Raw genomic sequence first — 21,449 nt, forward strand, 5'->3', positions numbered from 1 at the left:
AGATGGGAGAGAAGAAAAGAGCGAAGATGCTGCCGGCATCCCAGACACATGGCGAACGTTGAGCATATAGGAAATAAGAAAAGAGGCTGTCATCCGCGACAGCCTCTTCCTTTGTGTTGGCAATTGTTGAAACGAGAGCCTTAGCTGTTTCTGGAAGCCTTGTTTTTACGAGCTTCAGCTTGAGCGTTTTGTTGTCTTACTTGCTGGGCATCTGTTTCAGCCCCAAACTCCGTACCAAAAGCAGCATTTTGCTGTGCGCCTTGTCCCGCAGCAGAAGCAGCGTTACGTTGTCTTACTTCATTTACATCAGTACCTGCAGCTGTTTTTTGTTTGTTGTTTGGTTGATTTCTCATCATTATCACCTCCACAAGAACTAATTTGCCCCGGGAGGAAAAAAATTATCCCGCCTTTTGAAAATTTTCAAACTAACAGCGAGCGTCCGCCATCAACGATGATCGTTTGGCCCCGAATCATGTAAGCACCTTCTGAAATTAAAAACATCACTGTATGTACGATGTCTTCTATGTGGACAATCCTTCCTGCAGGTGTATTCACTCTCGCATCTTCCAATATTTCCTCGCGGTTAGGAAAGTGTTTCAGTGCTTCCGTATCAATCGCTCCGCCTGAAACGGCATTGACTACAATGTTTTTTTCAGCAAGTTCTACCGACAAATATCTTGTCAGCGCTTCAACGGCCGCTTTAGACACACCAACTGCCGTGTAATTTTTCAAATAGCGGATCGCACCTAATGAACTGATGCTGACGATGCTGCCGCCGCCTGTTTTTGCCATGAGCCGGGCTGCCTCTTGAGAACAAAACAATAGGGCTTTGCTGTTAATGTCCATCGTCCAGTCCCAATGCTTTTCTTCCAGCTCCATAATCGGCCGTTGCACACCGGAAGCAGCGTTATTAATTAAAACATCGAGCCGTCCAAATGTTTCCTTTATTTCCGCAAACATCGCTCTCACTTTTTCCACGTCACCGACGTTAGCCTTAACTACTAGTGCTTTTCGGCCCAATTGCTTGATTTCTTCTGCTGTTTCAAGCGCAGCTGTTTTACTCCGCGCATAATTGATTACGATGTCATACCCGTTCTTAGCCAGTTCGAGGGCAATTTGCTTGCCAACGCCGCGGCTGCTGCCGGTTACTAATGCCACTTTTTGTTCCATTCATATTTCCCCTTTCGTATTGTTCAATTAAATTGTACTTTCTCTTCAATGAACAAACAATAAACGAATAAAAGGTATTACTTTTTCCCACCTCTCGCTTTTTTCCAGATCTTCTGATGGGAAACGGAAAAGGCGTACTCCTCTACCTCCCCCGCTTGCACGAGCAGGCTTCTTTCTTTTTGGGGCCTGTCAGCGGGTATGCTTCCTTTATACACATCAATGTCCCACGTTAAATGAGAAAACACGTGCTGGATTTTTGCGAATGACTCGGGCTCTAAACTGACATCAAGTCCGTATTCATTCTTTAAAAAAAGCTCCAATTCGACTTTAGGGTTTCCCATGCCGCTTAGCTCTGTATTCGGAAATTCCCAAAGGTTCGCAAGCAATCCGCTTTCCGGCCGCTTTTGAATGATGACTTCATCTTTCTCTGTTGTAAGAACAGCTGCTGCCAAATGAACATGCCGCATATTTTTCTTTTTCGTTTTGACCGGCAGTTCAAGTACGGCTCCTTCATGAAAAGCGCCGCAATGCTCCCGCACCGGGCACAGAAGGCAAGACGGCGAAGTGGGCGTGCAAATTAAAGCGCCTAGTTCCATTAACGCCTGGTTGAATGAGGAAGGATCTTCTTTTGAAATCATTTGCCGGATGGCTTCTTCAAAAACTTTTCTAGAAGAAGCTTTTGCGATATCTTCCCAAATAGAAAGAATGCGGGAGATTACGCGCATTACATTGCCGTCAACAGCTGGCTCGGCAATCCCGTAAGCAATGCTTAAGATGGCACCGCTCGTATAGGGTCCCACTCCTTTTAAAGAAGAAATTTCCTCTTTCGTATTTGGCACTTGCCCGCCATACTGTTCATGTACTTCGCGGACAGCTGCCTGTAAATTGCGCACCCGCGAATAATACCCAAGACCTTCCCACGCTTTCAGCACAGCTTCCTCTTCTGCTTCTGCCAGCGTTTCGATCGTTGGAAACTGATCAATAAAGCGTTCAAAATACGGGATGACTGTATCTACCCTCGTTTGCTGCAGCATGATTTCCGACACCCATATTTTATAGGGATCTTGATCTTTTCTCCACGGTAAATCACGCTTTTCTTCTTCGTACCAGTTAAGTAAATCACGTTGAAATTGCGCTGTGTTTACTTTTTCTATGTTATTAAGCGATGGAAAATTCACATCATACCTCCGTTAATGTTAAAATTAAAGCCAGACAGGGAATAATAAAAAGTAGAACTAAAACGACTGCCATCCACATCCTGTAAAAGGAGGTACGCATTTGGATACTGGAACTCATATTGTAATGGGATTTGCGCTGGGAGGACTGGCGACGCTTGATCCTGCCGTTGCCGCGGAGCCAATGACAAAATATGCAGTTATGTCTGCGGTTGTCATCGGTTCGCAAGCCCCTGACATAGATACAATTTTAAAGCTTCGGAACAATGCTGTCTATATACGCAATCATCGGGGAGCGACACACTCTATACCAGCCGTCCTTTTATGGCCTTTGCTCATTACTGGTGTGATTTACTTGTTATTCCCGGGAAGCAATTTGCTTCATTTATGGCTGTGGACACAGTTTGCCGTGTTCCTCCATGTATTCGTTGATATTTTTAACGCATACGGCACCCAGGCGCTTCGCCCTTTTTCATCCAGGTGGGTTGCTCTTGGAGTGATTAATACATTCGATCCGTTCATTTTCTTTATGCATGCGGTCGGACTTGTGCTATGGATTATGGATTTCCATCCCGGCTACACCTTTATCGTCATATACTTAATTTTAATTGGGTACTATATACTGCGTTTTCAAATGCAAGGTGCAATTAGAAACTCTGTTAGAAGACTGATACCGGATTCAGAAGAAATTATTATTGCGCCTACGATGCGATTCCACTTGTGGAGAATTGCCGTTAAATCGCCAACTCACTTTTACGTTGCCCGCGGCTACAAGCGCTCAGTGACGATTCTTGATAAATACAAACGGGTAAAAGTACCCGATACGGATCTGTTTCAGGCAGCGAAAAAAAATGCCAACCTGGCAGCCTTTCTTCACTTTTCCCCTGTGTACCGGTGGGAATTGGCTGAGTATAACGACTGTTTTGAAGTAAAATTTATTGACCTTCGCTACCGCAACAACGGTTATTACCCTTTTGTTGCCGTTGTCCAGCTCGATCTTGACTACAACATAATCGGCTCATACACCGGCTGGATCTTCAGTGAAGAAAAGCTGCGAAAAAAACTCACATTTGTCCCTGAATCTAATTAAAAACAAAAACCCGCCGATCGGCGGGCTTTATTAATGGGTCAAATCATTTTCATCATTGAGCAGGTGACTGTATTTCGGGTTGCGGCCGGCAAATTCATGGAGCCGGCTTCCGTAGTTTTCGAGCCATTGCCGGACGACTTTTTCAGTCATTGCTTTGCCTTGATAGTCATAGCCGGCTTTTGCGTAAGTCGCTTCGAAATCTTCCCACAAAAGCTCGACCCACGTTCGGGCCCGAGCATGCGATAAACTTTCATTTTTGCTTAGTAAAAGGTTTGTCAGCCGTTCAAAGGTTTCTTCCATCGTATCCGCCCTTTTTCATTTATTTATGATTAAAGTTGCAGCATTGAAATTGGCAATCCTTCTTCTTTGCCATCGCCGTCAATTCGGCAGCCCCAGGCAAAGACACCGTTCATATAATCAATCTTAAAATACGTGCCGGGATCTCCTTTAATCTCATACATTTTTCCGGGAGTAAAATCATCAGGATTCATTAAATACGCTTCTGCCATTAAGGCTTTTCTTTCTAAAACGGCAAATTCATTTACGATGCCGAGCTGTTCTGCTTTACGTGCTTTTTCTTTCAGCCTTCCGATTTCCTGCTGCAATTCAAACTCTGTCATGTCACTGTAGCGCTTCTCTGTTTCCAATAGTTGCACACCCTTTTTTCCTTCAGTATAGTGAAATAGCATCGAATAAGAAAGCAGAAAGGATGGTTCCCTTGAAAAATTGTTTAATTACTGGCGGTGCTTCCGGACTCGGAAAAGAACTCGCTAACATTTATAGCCAAAAAGGTTTCCATATTCACTTAATCGGCCGCAATGCTGACAAGTTGACTGAAGCCAGAAGAGACATTGAAGCAGCTGGCGGTGAAGCAACAATTTACCCGCTTGATCTACAGCAGGCAGATGCTGCGGATAAATTAGCTGATAAGTTTCAGGCAGACGAAAAAAAAATTGACCTTTTAATTAATAACGCCGGAGTAGGAATTTTCGGTCCCTTTCCTGCTGTCAGCCTGGCAGACATCGAAACGACATTTGCCACGAACGTCTATGCTCCCATTTTAATGACGAAAGCTTTTCTGCCGCTGTTGAAAGAATCCGGCATGGTGATCAACATTATCTCTACAGCCGGACTGCGCGGGAAGAAGCACGAAGCCATTTATTGCGCCAGTAAATTTGCATTGCGCGGTTTTACAGAAAGCCTTCAAAAAGAATTTGAAGACAGCAGTCTGCGCTTTGTGGCCGCTTATATGGGCGGTATGAATACTCCTTTTTGGGACGACTCTGATTACGTAAAAGATCCGTCGGGACTGCCGCTTCCTATAAAAATCGCTGAAAAAATCGTTGAGGAAGCAGAAGAAAAATTAGAAATTATTATTGAAACGTAATGACTACTCTTCCTGCAGCTTCTCTATTGCCCGTTCAATATCGCTGATCGAAAAGCCTTTTCGGTAAAGCGTCTGCTTCATCTTTTGTTTATATTCACCGCCGGAAAACTTACTGTACCGGCGGTGCGCTTTTTCTGCCTGATGCATGAGAGCTTCCAATTGTTCTTCTTCATCTTCTTCCGGCTTTGATTCAGCCAGCGCTTCCTGAATCACACTCCAGCCATAACCTTTTCTTGCTAGCGCCTGCTCTATTTTCTGCTTCTGAATAACGGCTGATTCCTTGCTATATTTCTTCCTATATTTCTCCGCAAGCTTTGAGGCCTTTTCAAATTGAAGGCTGAGATCGAACTCTCCCATCGTCTCTTCTATTATCGACTCATTGATCCCTTTGTCTTTCAATTCTCGCTCAATCACTTTCGGACCTTTATCTGATGTGTTGATTTGAGTTTTCGTATACGCTTCGGCAAACTGGGTATCATCTAAATAACTCAGCCGGTAAAGGGAGTGGATAATTTCTTCGATGGCTTCCGTTTCCGTTTCTTTCTTGGCCAGATAATCTCTCACCTCTTTTTCAGCTCTCATCCGAATTGATAAAAATTGAATCGCTGCATTCAACCCTTTACGGACGGCATCCTGTTGAACAATAGCGTCCGCCTCTTTTTCTGTCAGTTCCATTCCTTTTTTCAAACCGGATTGAATGAGTACTGACTCGTCCACACTGAAAGCATACTGCTCATCTATAAAGATGTTATAACGATCCTTCAATTTTTGCTGAAGGGAGATTTTTGTAATGACTCCCACGTGTATCACCTCTCTTGCTTTACTTTATCATATGAAAGTATTTTGTTTCTCCCTGGAGAAGGTACTGTATTAAAAAGCCATTATTCCACGGAGGAGATAAAGGAAAAAGTCCGTTTTTTCAAATTCTGAATATTAAATAAGGTTTAAAAGACATTTATCTATAGTTGTGCACAATAATATCCACAAGTTGTGGATAATGTGGATATTTTAAATAAACTTTTATTTTTTCAATATATTTTTTATCGTAACATGTGGAAAATGTTATCCACAGGTTGTGAATAAACTGTGGAAAGAGTTCTTTTCTTATTTTTCATGCAATCCGGCTTTATTGTACTGTTCCCATTTAACAGATAGCTCCAGGACGATCGACAACAGAACCCCCATGATTAATCCATTAGAAAGAAGCGGCTGTATGTAAATAGGCAGCTGGCTGAAAATAGCGGGATCAACCGTCATTAAGCTGATGCCAGCAAGAACTGGCAAAGCGATTCGGAAAATCGTATCTGAATTAAATAACGTTCCTTGAATGGACTGCAGTGCCGTCCCAAATAGCTGTAGATACGCAACAAATAAAACAGCGTTACCGACTGTGACAGGCATCGTTGCAAAAAAAGAGCCGGCAGCCGGAATGAGTCCAAGCACACTAAACAGGGCGCCTCCAATTAAAAATGGAATTCGGTCGAGAATGCGCGTGCTTTCAAGAAAGCCGATCGTGGAAGTAAAAGGCGCATACGGCACGAGACCTAGAAAAGCAGCGGCAGCTGTATACAAGCCAGTCAGCGAAAGCGAGCGGTTAAACCGGTCCGCTGCCGGCTCTTCCTTAAATAAACGCGCCGCAGCTTGAATAGAAGCAATGGTATTGCTCATGTTCAGTACGCCGGCGATAAAGGTAGTTAAAATAATGCCCCATTGTAAATTCGGTGCTCCTAAAGGAAAAAAGGAGAATGAATGGCTGCTGGCAGTAAGGGCTGTATCCGCTGGAAAAAGAAGACTGTATATTCCCCAGCCGGTTACAATACCGATCAAAATAGAAAAATTGCTGACCGCTCCCTTCCCTTTAATCTTCAGCACGGTGACGAGCAAAACAATACCGACGGATAGCAAGCTGACCGGCACATTTACTGTTCCTGCCGGCGTTAGCTTCAGCATGCCGGTAAAAAAAATAAAAATAAGCTGCACTGAAAGCAAAAATAAGTACACACTCATGACCATTGGCGTAAATATCTTCGTCACCCATTTAGCTAATCCGAATAAACCAACAATCAGCATCAATGCCCCCGAAGCCAAAATGCCGGAAGCAATGCCGCCGCCAATCGTCTGGAAGTCCATACCGAGCGCAGAGGCTGATGCACTTAAATTCAGAAGCAATCCCCACATTAGCCCTGAATGTCCTTCCATTAACGGATATCGATGCCCCCACAGCCCTTGCAATACACAGGCAATGCCTGTGAAAATGAGTGAGCTGCGAAGTGTCATCGCCACTTCCGCTGCGGACAAATCGAAGGCCATACCAATTGAAACCGGCACGACAATCGTATTGGCAAAAATAAAAAAGACCCATTGCACGGCTGCCACTCCAGCCGGAAATGCTTTTACCGCTTTCATTTTATCCCCATCTTTCCTTTGTCTTTTTAATTTTGAAACATAAAAAGGGGACCATCCCCCAAAAAAAACAGGCACTCATGGGACAGCCTCTTGTACTTTATTTTTTGAAGAGCAATTTTCGAGCCGAAAACGAGCTGACATTTATTATAGCAAAAAATAACATAAAAAAATCCTTCCACATTCGTCTTTCGTGGAAGGAGCGATAAGTTTATACTTTATACGTTTTAATAAATGATAGTTATTTGATTTCTTTTTTCAAAAGCCCCACTGTAAAAGCTGTCACGAGCGCGCCGATGATCACGGCGAGCAAGTAAAGAAGCGCACTGCCCTGGACAATCGGGAAGACGAAAAGCCCTCCATGCGGAGCCGGCAAGCCGATGCCAAACATCATCGTGAGTGCGCCGGCTACAGCTGAACCCGCGACAGCGGCTGGAATGACGCGGCCAGGGTCGGCTGCTGCGAATGGAATCGCTCCCTCTGTAATAAAGGACGCTCCCATCACGTAACAAGTTTTTCCCGCTTCCCGTTCTTGCTGGGTGAATTTCTTTTTGAAGATCGTTGTGGCAAGAGCAAGCCCGAGCGGCGGCACCATTCCGCCGGCCATAATAGCTGCATGCGGGGCAAAATTACCAGCATCAATCATCGCGATGCCAAATGTAAAAGCTGCTTTATTGATCGGCCCCCCCATATCAACCGCCATCATGCCGCCGAGCAAGAGCCCAAGAAGAACGAGATTGCCAGTTCCCATACCAGAAAGAAAGCTCGTGATTCCTGTATTCAATGCTTTCACTGGTTCAATAACGATAAACATCATGATCAAACCGGTAATGAGAATACCAAACACCGGGTAAAGCAACACCGGTTTCAAACCTTCAAGTGACTGCGGCAAATGACTGAGCACTTTTTTCACGCCCAATACAATGTAACCAGCAAGAAACCCTGCGATTAATCCGCCGAGAAAGCCAGCATCCCCATTAGCTGCCATCAAACCGCCGACCATACCCGGAGCAAAGCCCGGACGGTCCGCGATACTCATCGCAATAAAACCTGCGAGGACAGGAATCATTAAAGCAAAGGCGCTGCCACCGCCAATATCCATTAACGCTTTTGCAACTGGATTGTAAGTCGCGTGTTCGGGATCAGCCGCATGTATACCAAAGATAAACGAAAGGGCAATCAAAATCCCGCCGCCGACGACAAACGGAAGCATATTGGATACACCGCTCATTAAATGTTTGTAAAAGCCGCCTATGCGTTCTTTCTTTTCTGTACCGCCCGGTTCGCTGCTGCTTGAACTGTCGCCTTTAAAAACAGGCGCGTCCTGATTGACAGCTTTTGTAATCAATTGCTCAGAATTACGAATTCCCTGTGCAACAGGCACTTGAATCACATGTTTGCCTTTGAAGCGGTTCATTTCTACTTGTTTATCGGCAGCGACGATAATGGCAGCTGCTTCTTCAATATCCTGTGCAGTCAGCCCATTTTTCACACCACTTGACCCATTCGTTTCAACTTTAATATCGACGCCCATTTCTTTCGCTTTTGCTTTTAGCGCGTCAGCCGCCATATACGTATGGGCAATGCCTGTCGGACAGGCGGTGACAGCGAGCACTTTGCCTTTTGACGAAGCTGCTTCTGCTCCAGGTGCGCTTTCCTCTTCTTCTCCTCCGCGCTCCATTTCATTGATGGCAGCAAGAACATCTTCCTCTATCTGCGCTGCATCCAGCTTTTGGCGAAAGCCCGGGTCCATCAAGAAAGAGGACAAACGGGATAACGTTTCCAAATGGGTATCATTTGCTCCCTCTGGCGCGGCAATCATAAAGAAAAGATGACTCGGCTGTCCGTCCAGCGCTTCATAGTCAATGCCTGCCTTTGAACGGCCGAAAGCAATCGCCGGCGTTTTCACTGCGCCTGTTTTTGCATGGGGAATCGCAATCCCTTCACCAATTCCCGTTGTGCTTTGAGCTTCGCGCGCTAAAATGGCTTCTTTATATTGTTGTTTATCATTTAATCGGCCTGCTTGAGCTAGTTTTTCAACGAGTTCGTCAATGACAGAAGCCTTATCAGTCGATTGAAGGTCAATGATCATCGTCTCTTTCGTCAGTAAATCTGTAATATTCATCATAATTCCCCTCCTATTCCATTGTTAAAATTTGAACTTGGGAAGATAGCTGTTCTGCTTTATCTTTCGTACACAAATCCTCAGAAAAGGCGGTCGCACTTCCGGCAGCCACACTGTAGCGGAAAGCTTCTTCTAAAGAATCTCCATTTGCATACCGCGCTAAAAACCCTGCCACCATTGAATCCCCTGCGCCAACCGAGTTTTTTACTTCACCTTTTGGCGGTTTGGCCGCTAAAACCATATCCTCACTTACTAACAAAGCGCCTTCACCAGCCATCGACACGATCACATTTTCAATCCCTTCGGCTACTAACTTTTTCGCCAGCTTGACAGCTTGTTCTTTTGAGTCGACAGTCGTTTGAAATAGTTCGCCTAATTCATGGTGATTCGGCTTAATGAAAAACGGCTTGTAGTCAAGCAGCTTCTTCAGCATCGGACCGCTCGTATCAACAGCTGTTTTTACACCGCGGTCTTTCGCTATCTCCATCAGCTGTACGTAATAATCTTCAGATAAAGAAGAAAGGACGCTTCCTGCCAGCAGAAGCACATCCCCTTCATTTAACTGCTCGATTAACGCAGTAAACCGGTCTGCTTCCTCCTGTGTAATGGCCGGTCCTTGTCCGTTTATTTCTGTTTCTGTTCCTGCTTTTAATTTCACATTAATCCGTGTGTCTTCTGCCACTCGAATAAATTGATGCCGAATGCCTTCTTGATCAAGTTCATTCAAAATAAAGTCACCTGTAAAGCCGCCAAGAAAGCCGAGTGCTGTATTTTCTGCCCCGAGACGAGTGAGCACTCTTGAAACATTAATGCCTTTTCCGCCTGCAAATTTGGCCGTGTCCACAGCCCGGTTCAATCCTCCCGGCTCAAAGTGGTCAAGTTTGACAATATAATCAATCGCCGGATTTAACGTACACGTATAAATCATGCTCTCACTTCCTTCACTCTTGTTATTTTGCTATACGAATGAAGAACTTCTTCTTCCACACAGTTCGTTATAATCACGGCTTTATTCAACTCTGCAATTTGTGCAAATGCCGTTTCATTAAATTTGGATTGATCAGCTATTACGAATGATTCTTGTGACTGGTTTATCGCTGTCCTCTTGATCAGTGCTTCTTCCGGATCAGGTGTGGTAAATCCAAAGTCCAGGTGAATACCATTCACACCAATAAAGCTTTTATCGAAGCTGTATTGCCTCAATCCGTGAAGAGCACCCTGGCCGATCAGCGCTCTTGTATTCGCTTTCAAAAAGCCGCCCGTAACAAATGTTTGTATTCCTCTTTCACCTAACGCGTCCACATGAGTCATGCCATTTGTAACAACCGTTATCTCTTTTCCTTCTAAAAAAGGAATCATTTCCAGCGTCGTCGTCCCAGCGTCCAAATAAATGCAATCACCTTTTCGGATCAGGCTCGCTGCATACTCCGCAATATGCTTTTTTTCCTCTGCGTACTGCAGCGATTTTTCAGTCATGCTCGGTTCCAATCGCTTTTGCTTCACGAGCGACGCTCCGCCATGCACCCTGATCAGCTTTTTTCCCTCTTCCAGTTGGCTCAAGTCTCTTCTAATCGTTGATTCAGAAGAACCGGTCGCTTCCACAAACTCCTGAAGCTTCCTTACTTCTTTCTCCTGCAGCAGCTGCAAAATGAGTTGATGCCTCTCTTCCGTTAACAATCTTCGTTCACCTCTTTGAGCAACATCGTTTTATATTTTTATAATAGGATAAAACAAAAGCAAAATCAATTATTTTCAATCATAAACAATCATCTTCATTCAAAATCGATCAATAAACGTTCATAAAAAGAAAACCGCCGGGAGTTGGCGGTTTTTCTTTTTGTGGCTATGAATTCAGAATTGAAATGTAACATGATTTCTCAAATAAATTCCTTTTGTTCCGCCATTCAATTATAATAAAGTTGTTTTTTATATAAAGGAGATTCGCCTATATGTCTAAACTAGGAGAAATAGATGTTTTCTGCACATAATTTTATCAATAAACATTTTAACAGAACTGATGGATTATCATTGGTTCTTACTGCCCTATTGACTGCTATCGCTAGCGAAATTAAAGTGATTCCTTTCAATGGGGAGGCTTTCCGCTTCGGATTAGGAAGTATCACTTTTTTTCTGCTTATTCTCATTCGGCCTCCAGCGTCTTTTTTCCGAACAGGATTCATCACTGGTATGACAGTCGTTTGTTTTCGCTTGTTTGGAGATATGATGATCGATGCCATTCCTTTTTGGACAAGCTTAAAAAATCATCTGCCTGCTTTTCTATTTTATTTTTTGTTTTCACTTGGATTTAGTGTCATAAAAATCGAAAAGTATAAAACCTTTCCATTTATTTTAGGAGCTTTCGCTGCCGGGTTAGAATTTATAGGGAACGGTACGGAGCACCTTTTGCGCTATTGGCTGTTAAATCATGCTAACTTAGGCTTTCAAGAATGGGCATTATTATGCGGAGTGGCTTTATTCCGCAGCTACTTTGTCGTAGGTCTATACAGTTCGATTACCATTTCAGAACAAAAGAAACAGATGCAAGAAATGCTGAGTGTTGGATCCGAATTATATGCGGAAACCCTCTATTTGCAGAAATCAATGGACCATATTGAACAAATCACGGCTTCCAGCCATGATTTATATCGAAAATTAAAAAAGAAAAACCTTCAGGATTTGAGCGTTCAAGCCTTACTCATCTCACAAGAAATACACGAGGTGAAAAAGGATTCACAGCGGATTCTTTCAGGACTCTCTAAAATATCTATACAAAAAAGAAATGATGTTATCTTGCTTTCTAATGTAATTGACTTAGTGATTACAGCGAATGAAAAGTATAGTGAGCTGCTAAGGAAAAAAATCACCTTTGACCTGTCGATGTCTATTGATTTCGAAACGGATCAACAAATCCCTCTACTTGCCCTGTTGAATAATCTCGCGGCTAATGCTGTTGAAGCCATTGCAAATAAAGGCGATATTGAATTAGACGTCTTCGAGGAATCAGCACATACATGCTTCATTGTACGAGATTCTGGCAAAGGAATTCCAAGGGAGGATTTATCAATCATTTTTGAACCGGGCTATACGACAAAATATAGCGATCATGGAGTAGCTGCGACAGGGATCGGCCTATCTCACGTACAAGACATTGTTCTTACTCTCGGAGGCCAAGTCCAAGTAGAATCACTAAGCGAAAGGACTATTTTTCGAATCCAAATTCCAACCAATAACATTAGAAAGTGAGTTGAATAAAGCTGCGTTATTTTATTGTAGATGATGATACAGCAAGCCGTAGAATGCTAGAAAAAATCATAACTGAAGGTGAACTTGGCGTGGTAATAGGCGAAGCAGAAAGCGGAGCAAAGTCCCTCCCGCTCATCCTTTCCACTCGCCCTGATTTTGTCTTGATTGATTTATTAATGCCTGAACTGGACGGGATCGAAACGATAGAACAGCTTAGGTTGCAAGGATTTCACGGGCAGTTCATCATGATTTCTCAAATAGTGAATAAAGAAATGGTAGGAGAAGCTTATGAAAAAGGCGTCGAGTTCTTTATACATAAGCCGATCAATCGTGTTGAAGTACACAGCATTTTGAAAAAAGTGACAGAGCAATATCGTCTAAAGCATTCGTTAATAGCAATCAGGGATTCATTAGCCCACATCGAATCAGCCAAAATTACGCAAAGACAGCAAAGTGTGAAAGAAATCGTGTTGGCGATATTAAATGATATAGGAATTATAGGAGAAGCAGGAAGCGGGGATATGGTTTTGATGATGGAATTTCTAATTAATCGAAGAGACTCTGCCACTTTACTGCCTCCTTTAAAGGATTTATATGAAGCCGTCGCCGCTTCTAATAAAACAGACATCGTAGATATAAAAAAAGAAAGTAAATCGATTGAGCAGCGTATCCGTAGAGCCATTATAGCAGCGCTCAATCATTTGGCTTCATTAGGTGCAATTGATTACACCAACCCTAAGTTTGAATATTATGCACCACGCTTTTTTGAACTTCAAGAAGTAAGGATACGCATGAAAGAGATTGATAAGGACAGCAGTGAAACGATGAAAGTAAAAATTAACATCAAAAAGTTCCTTCAGGTTTTGTATCTTGAAACAATAGAAAAGTTTAACCAATTTTCATGAAATGCTGGTCATTACTATTTCCAATATAGACGATACCAAGAAAACTAAAAACGATCTATTCACAAGAAATAAAGATACCTTTTCCAAGTGTGCCACATATTTATATTCCTTTCTTATTCAGTAAGACCCCGCCTTTTAGCGAAGAGGCGGGGTCTTACTGCTTATCACAGTGGAATAAAAATTCAACAAAAACATGTCGGATTTTGTAGGATTTAATAACTTCCCCATATAATGATTTCAATGTTTGATTTAACTATTAAGCAAGCGTTTTCAATACACAAGGAGAGGTGACTTAATGAAAAAGTTTAAATTTAGTCTAGCTTATCAAATTCTTGTTGGATTAACTTTGGGGATTATTGTCGGAGCTGTTTTTTACGGAAACCCTGCAGTAGCTACTTATTTACAGCCAATTGGTGATATCTTTATTCGACTAATTAAAATGATTGTTGTGCCAATTGTTATTTCCACTTTAATTCTTGGTGTCGCTGGAACCGGTGATATGAAGAAGTTAGGAAGACTTGGCGGAAAAACAATTTTATACTTTGAAATTGTAACAACGATCGCCATTATCGTCGGTTTACTCGCGGCAAATATTATCCAGCCTGGTGCTGGTATAGATATGTCCAAGCTCGCTAAAGGCGATATTCAACAATATGTTGATACAACTGAAGAAGTATCAAGTCACAGTTTAGCAGATACATTTGTCAATATTGTGCCAAGCAATATTATCCAATCTTTGGCAGAGGGAGATATGCTTGCTATCATTTTCTTTGCGGTTATGTTCGGATTAGGAATTGCCGCAATTGGTGAAAAAGGAAAACCAGTACTCGCTTTCTTCCAGGGTACAGCGGATGCCATGTTCTGGGTAACGAACCAAATTATGAAATTTGCTCCATTTGGCGTTTTTGCTTTAATTGGTGTAACTGTATCGAGATTTGGTGTCGAGTCATTAATTCCACTTGGAAAATTACTTATTTGTGTGTATGCTACAATGATCTTTTTTGTTTTTGCCGTACTTGGTGTTATTGCAAAGATGTGTGGTACAAGCGTTCTTCACCTTATCAAGATTTTAAAGGACGAGCTCATCTTAGCTTATTCAACATCAAGTTCAGAAACAGTGCTGCCAAAAGTGATGGAAAAAATGGAAAAATACGGATGCCCGAAAGACGTTGTCTCCTTTGTTATTCCAACCGGTTATTCATTTAACTTAGACGGATCTACTCTCTATCAAGCACTTGCGGCGATCTTCATTGCCCAAATGTATGGGATTGAATTAAGTATTATGCAACAAATTACATTAATGTTAGTATTAATGGTTACATCAAAAGGAATTGCTGGTGTACCGGGAGTATCCTTCGTTGTTCTATTAGCAACTTTAGGATCCGTAGGTATTCCACTCGAAGGGCTCGCCTTCATCGCTGGTATCGACCGAATTCTAGATATGGCGCGCACAGTTGTTAATGTTATCGGTAACTCTTTAGCGGCAGTCGTTATGTCTAAATGGGAAGGCCGATTCGACTCAATTAAAGGCCAAAAATACCTTAACTCCATTCAAAAAGCAGCTTAAGATGATGCCAGGCACTCTAGAAAGACATCACGTCTGATTAATTTCATGCGGAATGGGCGTCGTTCTTTACGATAGACAAAAAAGCAGGCAGTTTTATAACCTTTTACAGGTTATTGAAACTGCCTGCTTTTATATTTGCTTAAAGCCTGTAAACATATCATTATATTCCCCAATAACGGGCAGCAATCGCATCATTTAGGTCGGTAGTTTTTTACTCCCATTTTCCCGATCATGGATCAGACAGACTTCGGGGTCATACTTTTGAAAATTTAGGGGAAAGTAATGGCGTGAGTTTATTTTTTGATGAATGGAGGGTATTTACGATGGCAAAAATCGCAGTGGAACAACCATTTGAAGACGTGAAGAAAGCTTTGGAAGCAAAAGGACATGAAGTGACGATGTTCAATACCGATGAAGATGCTTCTGGATATGATTTAGGGGTGGTAAGGGCAATTAATGAAGGGTATAATGACGAGTTCGATTTTCCGGTTGTGAGCATGAAAGGCATGTCCATCGACAATGTCGTGGAATCCGTTGAAAATCGACTAAACCAGTTTGGAGTATAGTCAACTACATTACCCCTGGAATGAATAATAAATGCCTGTCCTCAGATTATGAGTGACAGGCATTTTGTTTATTCACGCAAATAATATTAAAACGCGATTATGCGAGAGCCAGTCATTGGTCACTATACGTTTTGCAAATCTACACTTTCAACGCCAACAATGTCACTGATTCAACGTGCGCCGTCTGTGGGAACATGTCGACTGGCTGGATGTATTCAATATTGTAAAGGTGGCCCAACTGGTTAATGTCCTTAGCAAGTGTTGATGGGTTGCAGGAAACGTAAATAAAGCGTTTTGGTTTCACTTGTTTGATCGTCTCAAGCAATTTTTGGTCACAGCCTGTCCGCGGCGGGTCAACGATGACGACATCAGGCTTCCATCCTTCTTTCATCCATTTAGGAAGCCATTCTTCAGCTGTTCCAACTTCATAAACAGCATCTATGCCAAACTTCTTTGCATTTTTTCTTGCGTCTTTAATCGATTCAGCAATCACATCCATGCCGCGTATTTCCGCTGCTTCTTTGCCGACCCAAAGGCCGATTGTGCCCGAGCCACAATACGCATCAACGACTTTTTCCTCCCCTGTTAACTGCGCTGCTTTTTTCACTTCATTATAAAGCTTCACTGTTTGCACCGGATTCAATTGAAAAAACGCCCGCGCCGATAATTCATACGTATAGTCTTCAAGCTGCTCTTCAATCGTTTCCGATCCTGCTAAAGGCAACGTTTTATCACCAAAAATCAATGATGTTTTTTTCGGGTTAATATTTTGGATAATTGATTTAACCTGCGGCAGGCGTTTCTGTATTTCCGCTACCACGAGCTGCTTTTTAGGAAGCTCATTTGTGGCGGTAACGATGACGACTTGAATATGGCCGGTAGCAATACCGACACGAGTAACAACCGTTTTAACTGATCCTTTGTTTTTCTTTTCATCATAGAGCGAAATGTTAAAGTCCTGCAGTATTTGCTTAACAGTCGTGAGCACTTGATTGATCGCCGGCTGCTGTACGGCACAGTCAGGAATGTCAATCAATCTGTGGGAATTTAAGCTGTACAATCCCGCAATGACTTTCCCCTCTTTTTTTCCGACTTGAAACTGGCTTTTATTGCGATAATTCCATGGGTCATCCATACCGATTGTCGCGCGAATATCAAGCGAATCGATGGAAAGCTTCGTGTGCCGTTCAAGCGACTGAATTAAAATGTCCCGCTTTTCATTCAGCTGTTGATCATACTTTAAATGCTGAAGCTGACAGCCGCCGCACTGCTCGTAAACAGGACATAGCGGTGTTGTCCGATGCGGTGATGCTTTGCGAATTTTTTTGATTCTTCCTTCCGCAAACTTCGGGTGGACTTTTGTTGCTTCAACGACCACTTCTTCTCCTGGCAGAGCTCCCGGAACAAAGACAACTTGCCGTTTAAAATAACCGACTCCTTCTCCGTTAATCCCGATTCTTTTAATTGTCAGCGGAAACGTCTGCTTTACATTTATTTTCACTTTATTTTCTTGTTTCATGTTTGTCACGTCCTCATTTTCTTGCCTTCAAATTCACTTCTACCCTTTAGTATAACGAAAAAGCGAATAAAAAACAGGACTGCAGGCGCAGTCCTATGAAGAAGCTCGTTTTTGTTTTTTACGGTAATCATCCAGGCTTTCAAAACGGTATCCTTGTTTTTTCAAGTCTTTAATCACTTTTGGCAACGCCTCAGCATTATCTTTTGAAACGGTGTGGAGAAGGAGCACAGCCCCCGGGTGAATTTGCGCCATAATATTGTCATATGAATATTTCCAGCCTTTTTGATTGTTCGTATGCCAATCGACAAAAGCAAGCGACCACATTACATGCGTATAACCTTCTTCTTTTGCCAGCTTCAGCGTTCTTTCGCTGAAAATGCCGCGCGGGGGACGAAGATACTTCATTTCTTTTTGTTTCGTCAGCCGGGCCGTTTCCTTCTTTACAAGCGCCAGTTCTTCTTTAAATTTCTCATCACTCACTTGTGTTAAATCGGGATGATGCCATGAGTGGTTGCCGATAATATGCCCTTCCTTATTCATTCTTTTTACAAGGTCGGGAGCACTTTCCAAATAATGCCCTGTAATAAAAAAAGCACCGGGCACTTTTTCTTTTTTTAGCGTATCTAAAACGCTCGCTGTATAGCCATTTTCATATCCATTATCGAAAGTTAAATACAACACCTTTTCTTTCGAACTGCCTTTATAAAAAGCCCCATTTTCAGCTAGCAATTTGTCGAGTTCCTGCCCAGCTTCCGCTCGTTGGCCTTCTGATCCTTTTTTAAAGCCCCAATGAATGGCTTGATTCGAAGCCGACATCGCAGGATAGGCGAAACTAAAGAAAAGAAGGGAAGCAAACAGTCCATACAAGATCCATTTCATAACCATCTTCCTTTGCTCTTTTCTTTAGTTTCAGTTTTAGCAAAGAAAATATCCGCTATTTATATAAAATAACTAATAAACAATCCAACGGATAACAGAAAACCAAAAAATGTATTCGTCTGGGCGGTTGCCTTCATGGCTAAACCTGTTCGCTTAGGGACCTTGTCTCCCATAAATCCTCTGATCGCTTGAACAGGTTTAGGAATACTTAAGAAAATCAGGAAAAGCCATGGACTAATATTGTCTAATATCACCAACCCAATCACCCATGCGTAAGCAACGGCAAACAAGAACCCTAAAAAGTAAACAGCCTTTTTATGCCCCAGCAAAATGGCCAAAGTTTTTCGGCCGCCCTTTTTATCTTCTTCAATATCACGAATATTGTTGGAAAGGTTTATTGCCCCTACAAGGATTGCAATCGGAATCGAAATCAATATGCTTTGTGTGCTCACCATACCCGTCTGGATAAAGAAAGAAATTAATATGAAAAAAGACCCCATGCATAAACCGGAAAAGAGCTCTCCGAATGGTGTATAGGCAATGGGAAGCGGGCCGCCTGTATACAAGTAGCCAACCATCATCCCGCCAAGCCCAATTAACGCTAACCACCAACTGCTGTTCATGCATATATATACTCCTAATATAAGTGCTAAAGCATATGAACCTAATGCCAGACGCAAAACCGTTTGGGGCTGCATTCCATGTCTGACAATTGCTCCCCCAATGCCTACCGACTCTTCCGTATCTAATCCACGTTTAAAGTCATAATACTCATTAAATAAATTCGTCGCAATTTGAATCCATAGACAGGAAAAGAGCATAGCCATAAACAGCCAAACATCGATATCGACATAAAACATCGCTAATACAGTGCCAATTAATACAGGTACAAAAGAAGCCGTCAATGTATGCGGGCGGGTTAATTGCCACAATATTGCTCCCATACTTTGTTTTTCCACAGCTTTAGGATTTATTGCTTTATTCTCTTGATTCATTCCCCTCTTCCTTTCAATTCCGGTAAAAACTCAATATAAAGAACAAAAGCGTAAGCGCCTTGATCAGCCCCGACAAGCAAATGTTCTTTCCTCAAAGAAGTCCGCTTTTTGACTTCATTGAGGAAAGGTTATTTGACCTCGAGGGGCTAGGCGTTGGAGCTGAACGCCGACCCAAAATTCTCAAAGTTATCCACACCTTGCAAATCTATAATTTCCTATAGGACAAATACCATTATAACCGAAAAAGCTGACTCTAGGGTCAGCTTTTTCGGTGTAACCATATTTTACTGTTCAGTTTTAATTATCCCTAATTTCTAAATGATTAACTAAATACCGGCTCTTTAAATTGGGACAGCTTCTCTAAAGAAGATTTATCTACATGTTCATGCAAACTGTTGCCATGTGAATCCATTGTTACAACCGCTGTAAAGTCTTCCACTTGCAAGTGCCACATCGCTTCTGGAATACCGAATTCCATTAAGTCGACGCCTTCAACTGACTTGATGCAGTCCGCGTAATATTGAGCCGCGCCGCCGATCGCATTCAAATACACGCCGCCATGTTCTTGAAGCGCCGCCAACGTTTTTGGACCCATTCCACCTTTGCCGATGACCGCACGGATACCGAACTTTTTCATAATATCCCCTTGGTAAGGCTCTTCGCGAATAGAAGTTGTCGGGCCTGCTGCTTTCACGTGCCACTGACCTTGTTCATCTTTCAGCATAACTGGTCCGCAATGATAAATAACTTGACCATTTAAATCAACTGGTGCGTCGTGGTCCGTTAAATATTTATGAATGGCGTCGCGGCCTGTATACATTTTGCCGCTGATTTTAACAACATCGCCCACTTTCAGCTCACGAATCTGTTCTTCAGTAATCGGCGCCTTTAACGTAACTGTGCGGCTTTCTGACTGTACTTCCACTGCTTTTTGGCTGGACTGATCAAACGTAATTTTCTCGCCGTCTTGATAAAACCATTCTTGAATTTCGCCCGTATTGATATCAATTTGCACACCTAGGCGGCGGAACGCCCAACAGTTATAAGCAACGGATACGAAAAAGCTTGCCGGCAGACGGTTGATGACGCCCACTTTACATCCAAGCAGTGTCGTTTCACCGCCGAATCCCATCGTGCCGATTCCCAGCTCGTTTGCGTGCTTCATGACATACTCCTCCAACTGGCGAAGATCATCAATCGGATTCACATCATCGACACGGCGGAAAAGCTGTTCTTTTGCGAGCTCATATCCTGTCGTGCGGTCGCCGCCGATTCCGACGCCGATAAATCCGGCGCTGCAGCCTTGCCCTTGCGCCTGGTAGACAGAATGCATGACACATTTACGGATGCCGTCAAGATCGCGTCCTGCTTTTCCAAGACCTTCGAGTTCACATGGAAGACTGTATTGAATGTTTTTGTTTTCACAGCCGCCGCCTTTTAAAATTAAGCGGGCATCGATATAATCTTTTTCCCATTGTTCAAACTTAATGACCGGTGTGCCTGCTCCGAGGTTATTGCCGCTGTTTTCACCTGTGAGTGAATCAACGGAGTTCGGACGCAGTTTCCCGTTTTTTGTTGCTTCGATCATCGCTTCATAAATCGCTTCTTTAATTTGCAGCTGATTGACGCCGACTGGTGTTTTTACTTTAAATGTCGGCATGCCTGTATCCTGGCAAATAGGAGAAATATTTTCATCCGCCATTTGAATGTTATTCGTAATCGTATCAAGGCTCATCGCAGCGCTCGTACCCGCGTTTTCGCGAACAGCTGCCGCTTTCACTGCCCGGCGTACGTCCTTCGGCAAGTTGGTGGATGTCTCCACAATTAATTCATACATGCTTTGCTGAAACTTTTCCAAATTCATTTTCTTTCCCCTTCCCACTCACTCTTTATGTATCTCTTTGCCTTGCAATACTATTTATTATACCGCTGAATTTTATCGTTTGAAAGGAGAACTTAAACGCGAAAAAAAGCCAGCTGTTCAGCCGCCTTTTCGTTTATCTGCTTTTAAACTGTTCACACTTTTCTTCAATGTCGTCGATCATTTTCAACAGACGGTCGACATCTTCCAGCTCTGTCTCTTCCGGATCAATCGCATCCAGCACTTCCATAAATATATTTAACCGTTCCTTTAAATAACTAATTTGTGATTCTTTGTCGTTGATGGGCTTCATGTTCGCCTGACACTCCTGTCTTTTTCACTTTTGACGCCTCCAAAAAGGCTGCTTCCATCGTAAAGGATTTGACCTCTCAATTCAATCATTTTTCCTTGAGAAAAGCGCAAGCGCCTTGTCCATTAAGGAACGCAGACTAAACTCGCCACTTCCTGTGGCAACGTCTGCATGACCCGCTTCCTGCGGGCCTCAAGCACAAGACGGGCCTTATGGAAAGTTGTTCTCTACCTTTTTAATAGATTGGCTTGTGA

21 protein-coding genes are annotated in these 21,449 nt (G+C 42.8%); 6 read left to right on the plus strand and 15 right to left on the minus strand.

The features are described from left to right. Positions 1-140: 140 nt before the first annotated feature. The 3 genes from F9802_RS18680 to mutY all read right to left on the minus strand — a co-directional run bounded on the left by F9802_RS18680 (position 141) and on the right by mutY (position 2,348). Positions 141-353: a gamma-type small acid-soluble spore protein gene (locus tag F9802_RS18680; RefSeq protein WP_191992046.1), complete on the minus strand. Its 213-nt coding sequence runs from the start codon at positions 351-353 to the stop codon at positions 141-143. 67 nt (positions 354-420) lie between these two features. Next, entirely contained in the window at positions 421-1,170 is a 750-nt protein-coding gene (fabL, locus tag F9802_RS18685) for an enoyl-[acyl-carrier-protein] reductase FabL (protein ID WP_152154622.1), read from the minus strand. A gap of 77 nt (positions 1,171-1,247) precedes the next feature. After that, positions 1,248-2,348, minus strand: a complete 1,101-nt coding sequence (mutY, locus tag F9802_RS18690; RefSeq protein WP_152154623.1) for an A/G-specific adenine glycosylase — start codon at positions 2,346-2,348, stop codon at positions 1,248-1,250. 100 nt (positions 2,349-2,448) lie between these two features. Between mutY and F9802_RS18695 the strand changes: the two genes are divergently transcribed. After that, positions 2,449-3,435, plus strand: a complete 987-nt coding sequence (locus tag F9802_RS18695; RefSeq protein ID WP_152154624.1) for a metal-dependent hydrolase — start codon at positions 2,449-2,451, stop codon at positions 3,433-3,435. A 30-nt stretch (positions 3,436-3,465) separates the two neighbouring features. Here the strand turns inward: F9802_RS18695 and F9802_RS18700 are convergent, their stop codons facing one another. Beyond that, positions 3,466-3,735 (minus strand): YfhJ family protein, encoded by a 270-nt coding sequence (locus tag F9802_RS18700; RefSeq protein ID WP_152154625.1) that lies wholly within the window; start codon positions 3,733-3,735, stop codon positions 3,466-3,468. 29 nt (positions 3,736-3,764) lie between these two features. Next, a complete protein-coding gene (locus tag F9802_RS18705) occupies positions 3,765-4,124 on the minus strand; it encodes a YfhH family protein (protein ID WP_152154626.1) in 360 nt (119 codons plus the stop codon). A gap of 29 nt (positions 4,125-4,153) precedes the next feature. Here F9802_RS18705 and F9802_RS18710 point away from each other — a divergent pair, with 29 nt between their 5' ends. Further along, on the plus strand, positions 4,154-4,822 hold the full coding sequence (locus tag F9802_RS18710) for an SDR family NAD(P)-dependent oxidoreductase (protein ID WP_152154627.1): 669 nt from the start codon (positions 4,154-4,156) through the stop codon (positions 4,820-4,822). Between the two features lie 3 nt (positions 4,823-4,825). Here the strand turns inward: F9802_RS18710 and recX are convergent, their stop codons facing one another. The 5 genes from recX to F9802_RS18735 form a co-directional block, all read right to left on the minus strand. Next, positions 4,826-5,623 carry a recombination regulator RecX gene (gene recX, locus F9802_RS18715; protein WP_152154628.1) on the minus strand — a complete coding sequence of 266 codons (798 nt, stop codon included), beginning with the start codon at positions 5,621-5,623 and terminating at the stop codon, positions 4,826-4,828. A gap of 303 nt (positions 5,624-5,926) precedes the next feature. Beyond that, positions 5,927-7,228: a uracil/xanthine transporter gene (locus tag F9802_RS18720; RefSeq protein WP_152154629.1), complete on the minus strand. Its 1,302-nt coding sequence runs from the start codon at positions 7,226-7,228 to the stop codon at positions 5,927-5,929. Positions 7,229-7,466: 238 nt separating this feature from the next. Then, positions 7,467-9,350, minus strand: coding sequence for a PTS fructose transporter subunit IIABC (locus tag F9802_RS18725; protein ID WP_152154646.1), 1,884 nt, complete (start codon positions 9,348-9,350; stop codon positions 7,467-7,469). A 13-nt stretch (positions 9,351-9,363) separates the two neighbouring features. After that, complete coding sequence (gene pfkB, locus F9802_RS18730; RefSeq protein ID WP_152154630.1) at positions 9,364-10,278, minus strand: 1-phosphofructokinase; 915 nt, start codon at positions 10,276-10,278, stop codon at positions 9,364-9,366. Beyond that, entirely contained in the window at positions 10,275-11,027 is a 753-nt protein-coding gene (locus tag F9802_RS18735) for a DeoR/GlpR family DNA-binding transcription regulator (RefSeq protein ID WP_152154631.1), read from the minus strand. The genes pfkB and F9802_RS18735 overlap by 4 nt, the downstream gene beginning before the upstream one ends. Positions 11,028-11,321: 294 nt before the next feature. Here F9802_RS18735 and F9802_RS18740 point away from each other — a divergent pair, with 294 nt between their 5' ends. The 4 genes from F9802_RS18740 to F9802_RS18755 all read left to right on the plus strand — a co-directional run bounded on the left by F9802_RS18740 (position 11,322) and on the right by F9802_RS18755 (position 15,631). After that, the gene (locus tag F9802_RS18740; RefSeq protein ID WP_152154632.1) at positions 11,322-12,593 is read left to right on the plus strand and encodes a sensor histidine kinase; all 1,272 of its coding nucleotides are present in this window, start codon (positions 11,322-11,324) and stop codon (positions 12,591-12,593) included. Between the two features lie 11 nt (positions 12,594-12,604). Next, positions 12,605-13,498: a response regulator gene (locus F9802_RS18745; protein ID WP_152154633.1), complete on the plus strand. Its 894-nt coding sequence runs from the start codon at positions 12,605-12,607 to the stop codon at positions 13,496-13,498. Positions 13,499-13,793: 295 nt separating this feature from the next. Further along, positions 13,794-15,065, plus strand: coding sequence for a glutamate/aspartate:proton symporter GltP (gene gltP, locus F9802_RS18750; RefSeq protein ID WP_152154634.1), 1,272 nt, complete (start codon positions 13,794-13,796; stop codon positions 15,063-15,065). 323 nt (positions 15,066-15,388) lie between these two features. Further along, positions 15,389-15,631, plus strand: coding sequence for a YkuS family protein (locus F9802_RS18755; RefSeq protein ID WP_152154635.1), 243 nt, complete (start codon positions 15,389-15,391; stop codon positions 15,629-15,631). Positions 15,632-15,770: 139 nt separating this feature from the next. Here F9802_RS18755 and rlmD read toward each other — a convergent pair whose 3' ends face one another. The 5 genes from rlmD to F9802_RS19820 all read right to left on the minus strand — a co-directional run bounded on the left by rlmD (position 15,771) and on the right by F9802_RS19820 (position 21,198). Further along, entirely contained in the window at positions 15,771-17,159 is a 1,389-nt protein-coding gene (gene rlmD / locus F9802_RS18760) for a 23S rRNA (uracil(1939)-C(5))-methyltransferase RlmD (protein WP_152154636.1), read from the minus strand. A gap of 84 nt (positions 17,160-17,243) precedes the next feature. Then, positions 17,244-18,029, minus strand: a complete 786-nt coding sequence (pdaA, locus tag F9802_RS18765; protein ID WP_152154637.1) for a delta-lactam-biosynthetic de-N-acetylase — start codon at positions 18,027-18,029, stop codon at positions 17,244-17,246. Positions 18,030-18,088: 59 nt separating this feature from the next. Then, the gene (locus F9802_RS18770; RefSeq protein WP_152154638.1) at positions 18,089-19,024 is read right to left on the minus strand and encodes a 1,4-dihydroxy-2-naphthoate polyprenyltransferase; all 936 of its coding nucleotides are present in this window, start codon (positions 19,022-19,024) and stop codon (positions 18,089-18,091) included. 322 nt (positions 19,025-19,346) lie between these two features. Next, a complete protein-coding gene (locus tag F9802_RS18775) occupies positions 19,347-20,888 on the minus strand; it encodes a fumarate hydratase (protein ID WP_152154639.1) in 1,542 nt (513 codons plus the stop codon). Positions 20,889-21,021: 133 nt separating this feature from the next. Further along, positions 21,022-21,198, minus strand: a complete 177-nt coding sequence (locus tag F9802_RS19820; RefSeq protein WP_191992043.1) for an SE1561 family protein — start codon at positions 21,196-21,198, stop codon at positions 21,022-21,024. Positions 21,199-21,449: the final 251 nt, after the last annotated feature.

The organism is Bacillus aerolatus (assembly GCF_009183655.1).
Taxonomy (GTDB): domain Bacteria; phylum Bacillota; class Bacilli; order Bacillales; family Domibacillaceae; genus Pseudobacillus; species Pseudobacillus aerolatus.